Genomic DNA, 4193 nt, shown 5'->3' on the forward strand with positions numbered 1-4193 from the left:
GCCCTGGCCGGCCGACCCGTCCGTGACCAGCATGCCGCGCATGTGCACCGTGGTCACGCTGACCAGCCCCGAACTGGGCCCGCTGCGCGTGATGACCACGCACCTGGAGTACTACTCGCCGGCGCAGCGGCTGGCGCAGGCGCGCGCCCTGCGCGCGTTGCACAAGGAGGCCTGCGAGCAGGCCGCGGCACCGCCTGTCGACGACTTCCCTGGCTCGCCGTTCCGGCCCAAGCGCCACACGCCGCAGGCCATCCTCTGCGGCGACTTCAACACGCCCGCGTCCGACCCGGCATATGACGCCATCCAGCAGCCTTTCACCGACCCCGCCCTGTCGGCCCAGGCACCCGCCTTGCGGTTCCAGGATGCCTGGCCGCTGGCCCACCCCGAGCGGCCGCACGACCCGACCTTCCGCCTCTTCGACCGCACCTACGGYCCCGATCCGATGGCCTGCGATTTCGTCTTCGTGAGCGATGAACTGGCGCCGCGGGTGCGCAGGGTCGAGGTCGATTTGCAGACCCGCGCCTCAGACCACCAACCCGTGCTCCTCGAAATAGATTGAGCTCGCCCCCAGGTTGCCCGCACTTCGTGTCGGGCGCCCACCCCCTACCGGGGGCGCCGCCCACGGCCCGGCAAAGCCGGTCCCGTGGCGGCCCACGAACAGGCACGCTGCGCGCGGCCGAGAGCCAACCTGGGGGTTAGCGTTCGATCGTCAGGGCGACACCCATGCCGCCGCCGATGCACAGCGAGGCAATGCCCTTCTTGGCGTTCTGGCGCTGCATCTCGTGCAGCAGCGTCACCAGGATGCGGCAGCCCGAGGCACCGATGGGGTGGCCGATGGCGATCGCACCGCCGTTCACGTTGACCTTGTTGACGTCCCAGCCCATCTCGCGATGCACCGCGCAGGCCTGGGCCGCGAAGGCCTCGTTGATCTCGAGCAGGTCGAGGTCCTGCGGCTTCCAGCCGGCGCGCTGCAGCGCCTTCTGCGAGGCCGGCACCGGACCCATGCCCATGAAGGCCGGATCGAGGCCGGTGCTGGCGTAGCTGGCGATGCGCCCGAGCGGCTTCAGGCCCAGGGCGGCCGCCTTCTTGGCGGTCATCACCATCACGGCGGCGGCGCCGTCGTTCAGGCCCGAGGCATTGCCCGCCGTCACGCCGCCGGCCTTGTCGAAGGCCGGGCGCAGGCCCGCGAGGCCCTCGGCGCTGCTCTTGCGGTTGATGAACTCGTCCTGGGCGAAAACCACCGGGTCGCCCTTCTTCTGCGGGATGTTGACCGCGACGATCTCGTCCTTGAACTTGCCGGCATCCTGCGCCGCGGCCGCCTTGGTCTGGCTGCCGAGCGCCAGTTCGTCCTGCGCGGCGCGGCTGATGTCGTACTTCTTGGCCACGTTCTCGGCCGTGATGCCCATGTGGTACTGGTTGTACACGTCCCACAGGCCGTCGACGATCATCGAGTCGACCAGCTTCCAGTCGCCCATGCGCTGGCCGTTGCGCGAGTTGGGCAGCACGTGCGGCGCCAGGCTCATACTCTCCTGCCCGCCCGCGATGACGATCTCGCTGTCGCCCGTGGCCACCGCCTGCGCCGCCAGCATCACCGCCTTCAGGCCCGAGCCGCAGACTGCGTTGATGGTCAGCGCCGGTGTCTCCTGGGTGATGCCGCTCTTCAGCAGCGCCTGGCGCGCCGGATTCTGGCCGCTGCCCGCGGCCAGCACCTGGCCCATGATGACCTCGCCGATCTGATCGCTGCCGACCTTGGCGCGCGCCAGCACTTCCCTGATCACGAGGGCGCCGAGTTCGGTCGCCGGGATGTTGGCCAGCGAACCGCCGAACTTGCCCACGGCGGTACGTGCGGCTGAAACGATGACGATGTCTTCCATGGTGTGTTCTCCAGTACTAAAGAATCACCCCCAGCCTCGCCCACTTCGTGTGGCTCTGACACCCCCTGAAGGGGGCGCACCCGGCGGCCCGGCAGAGCCGGTTCCTCGGGTGCCCCGGCCTCGGGTGTGTCGGTTTCATGCGATGCAGGTCGTGCAAAGGGTGGTGGGGGACTAACAAGAAAAGGAATCAGGCTTTCGCCTTGACGTAGCGGCCCGGCGCCGGCTCGCTCGCCTGGTAGGCGCTGCCTTTGCCATAGGCCTTGGGGGCAGGGATCTGCTTGCCCGCGTGGGTCTTGAGCCAGTCGGACCAGTCGGTCCACCAGCTGCCGGGATGCTCGGTGGCGCCGGCCAGCCATTCGGCCGGCGTCTTCGGCAGCTTGCCGTCGGCGCGGATCCAGTGGCTGCGCTTCTTCTTGGCCGGAGGATTGATCACGCCCGCGATGTGGCCCGAGGCGCCCATCACGAAGCGCTTCTTGCCGCTGAGCAGCTGCGTCGAGGCATAGGCGCCGCCGATCGGCACGATGTGGTCTTCGCGCGAGCCATAGATGTAGACCGGCGCCTCGATGGCCCCGAGGTCGACCTGCTCGCCGGCCACGGTCAGCGCGCCCGGCGCCGCCAGCTTGTTCTCGTGGTAGGTGTGGCGCAGATACCAGCAGTACATCGGCCCCGGCAGGTTCGTGGCGTCGCTGTTCCAGTAGAGCAGGTCGAACGGCGGCGGCGTCTCGCCCTTGAGATAGTTGCCCACCACGTAGTTCCAGACCAGGTCGTTCGGCCTGAGGAAGCTGAAGGTGGAGGCCAGCTCGCCGCCCTTCAGCAAGCCGCCCTGCCCCATCTGCATCTCGCGGAACTGCACGAAGTTCTCATCGATGAAGATGTCGAGCACCCCGGTGTCGGTGAAGTCGAGCAGGGTGGTCAGCAGCGTGACCGAGGCGGCGGGCTGTTCGCCGCGCGCCGCGAGCACGGCCAGCGCGGTGCTCAGGATGGTGCCGCCGACGCAAAAACCCAGGGTGTCGATCTGTCCGCCCTTCTTGTCCTGGCCGGTGATCTCCTGGGTCACGTGGATCGCCTTGATGGCGGCGTCCTCGATGTACTGGTCCCAGGTGTATTGCGCCATCGACGCATCGGGATTGCGCCAGCTGACCACGAACACGCGGTGCCCCTGCTCCACCGCGTAGCGGATCAGCGAGTTCTCGGGCTGCAGGTCGAGGATGTAGAACTTGTTGATGCACGGCGGGATCAACAGCAGCGGCCGTTCGTAGACCTTGGCTGTCAGCGGCTTGTATTCGAGCAACTGGAACAGCGCGTTCTCGAACACCACCGCGCCCTCGGTGGTGCCGACATTGCGGCCGACCTCGAAGGCGCTTTCATCGGTCATGCTGACATGGCCCTGCTGGAGGTCATGCAGCAGGTTCTGGATGCCCTTGGCAATGCTCTCGCCCTGGGTGTCGAGCGCCTTCTTCTGCGCCTCGGCATTGAAGGCGAGGTAGTTGCTGGGCGACGAGGCGGCCATCCATTGCTCGACCGCGAAGCGAAGGCGGGAGCGGGTCTTTTCGTCGGTCTCGACCGCTTCGGCCATGCCCAGCAGCGTGCGCGCGTTCAGCAGGTAGATCGCGGCCGAGAAGGACGAGACCGGGTTGCTGCCCCAGGCAGCGCCGGCGAAGCGCTTGTCGGCGTGGGCCTGGGCCGCGAAGCCGTTGTGCCAGAGCTCGGAGGCTTCGCTGACGTACTGCTCCTGCAGCAGGCGGAGCTTGTCGCCGGACATGGCGAACTTAGGGATATTCCAGGGCGCACCCGCCGGCCGGGTTCCCGAAGCGCCAAGCGCCTGGAAGGATTCGAGCGCCTTCTCCCAACCCTGCGTGAGCGCCTGCTGAAACGGCGCGAAAGTCTCGGCCCCGGCGGCCTGTGTGTGTTTCATGGTGTCTCCTGCTGCCTCGCCTCATAGGATCGGGTTTTGAGTATGCTGTATTCGCAGGGGCCCCACCAGTGCGGCCCGCCATTCCTTCCTGAAAACATCGTCTATGCACCTCGTCGTGATCGCCTGGCTCTATGTTGCACTGATGATGGCGGTCGCAGAGGCCACCAACACCACCGGAACCGTGCTCGGTGCGATCTTCACCTTTCTACTCTACGGCCTGCTGCCGGTGGCCCTGGTGGTTTACCTGATGGCCACCCCGGCACGGCGCCGCGCGATCAAGGCGCGCGAAGCGGCCGAGCGCGAGGCCGCGATGCAAGCCGCCAGGGCCGCTTCAGACCCGCCAGAGGCAGGCGGCGAAACGGCCGCTGACCCGGTCGCGACGGTGCGAGAAAAAACGTAACGGG

General features: G+C 67.6%; 4 protein-coding genes. 2 read left to right on the top strand and 2 right to left on the bottom strand.

Going from position 1 to position 4193, the window contains the following annotated elements; translation table 11 throughout:
• Positions 1-559, top strand: a 559-nt coding sequence (locus AC1D2K_RS31010) for an endonuclease/exonuclease/phosphatase family protein (protein ID WP_478093809.1), incomplete at its 5' end; no start/stop codon positions are given.
• 136 nt (positions 560-695) lie between these two features.
• Here AC1D2K_RS31010 and AC1D2K_RS31015 read toward each other — a convergent pair.
• Together AC1D2K_RS31015 and phaC are read right to left on the bottom strand one after the other, a co-directional pair.
• Positions 696-1874: an acetyl-CoA C-acetyltransferase gene (locus tag AC1D2K_RS31015; protein WP_478093810.1), complete on the bottom strand. Its 1179-nt coding sequence runs from the start codon at positions 1872-1874 to the stop codon at positions 696-698.
• Positions 1875-2061: 187 nt separating this feature from the next.
• Positions 2062-3789, bottom strand: coding sequence for a class I poly(R)-hydroxyalkanoic acid synthase (gene phaC / locus AC1D2K_RS31020; protein ID WP_478093812.1), 1728 nt, complete (start codon positions 3787-3789; stop codon positions 2062-2064).
• A 103-nt stretch (positions 3790-3892) separates the two neighbouring features.
• Between phaC and AC1D2K_RS31025 the strand changes: the two genes are divergently transcribed.
• Positions 3893-4189 carry a hypothetical protein gene (locus AC1D2K_RS31025; protein ID WP_478093813.1) on the top strand — a complete coding sequence of 99 codons (297 nt, stop codon included), beginning with the start codon at positions 3893-3895 and terminating at the stop codon, positions 4187-4189.
• The last annotated feature ends 4 nt before the right edge of the window (positions 4190-4193 follow it).

The sequence above is a fragment of the Variovorax sp. P1_H12_2 genome, from assembly GCF_056405335.1.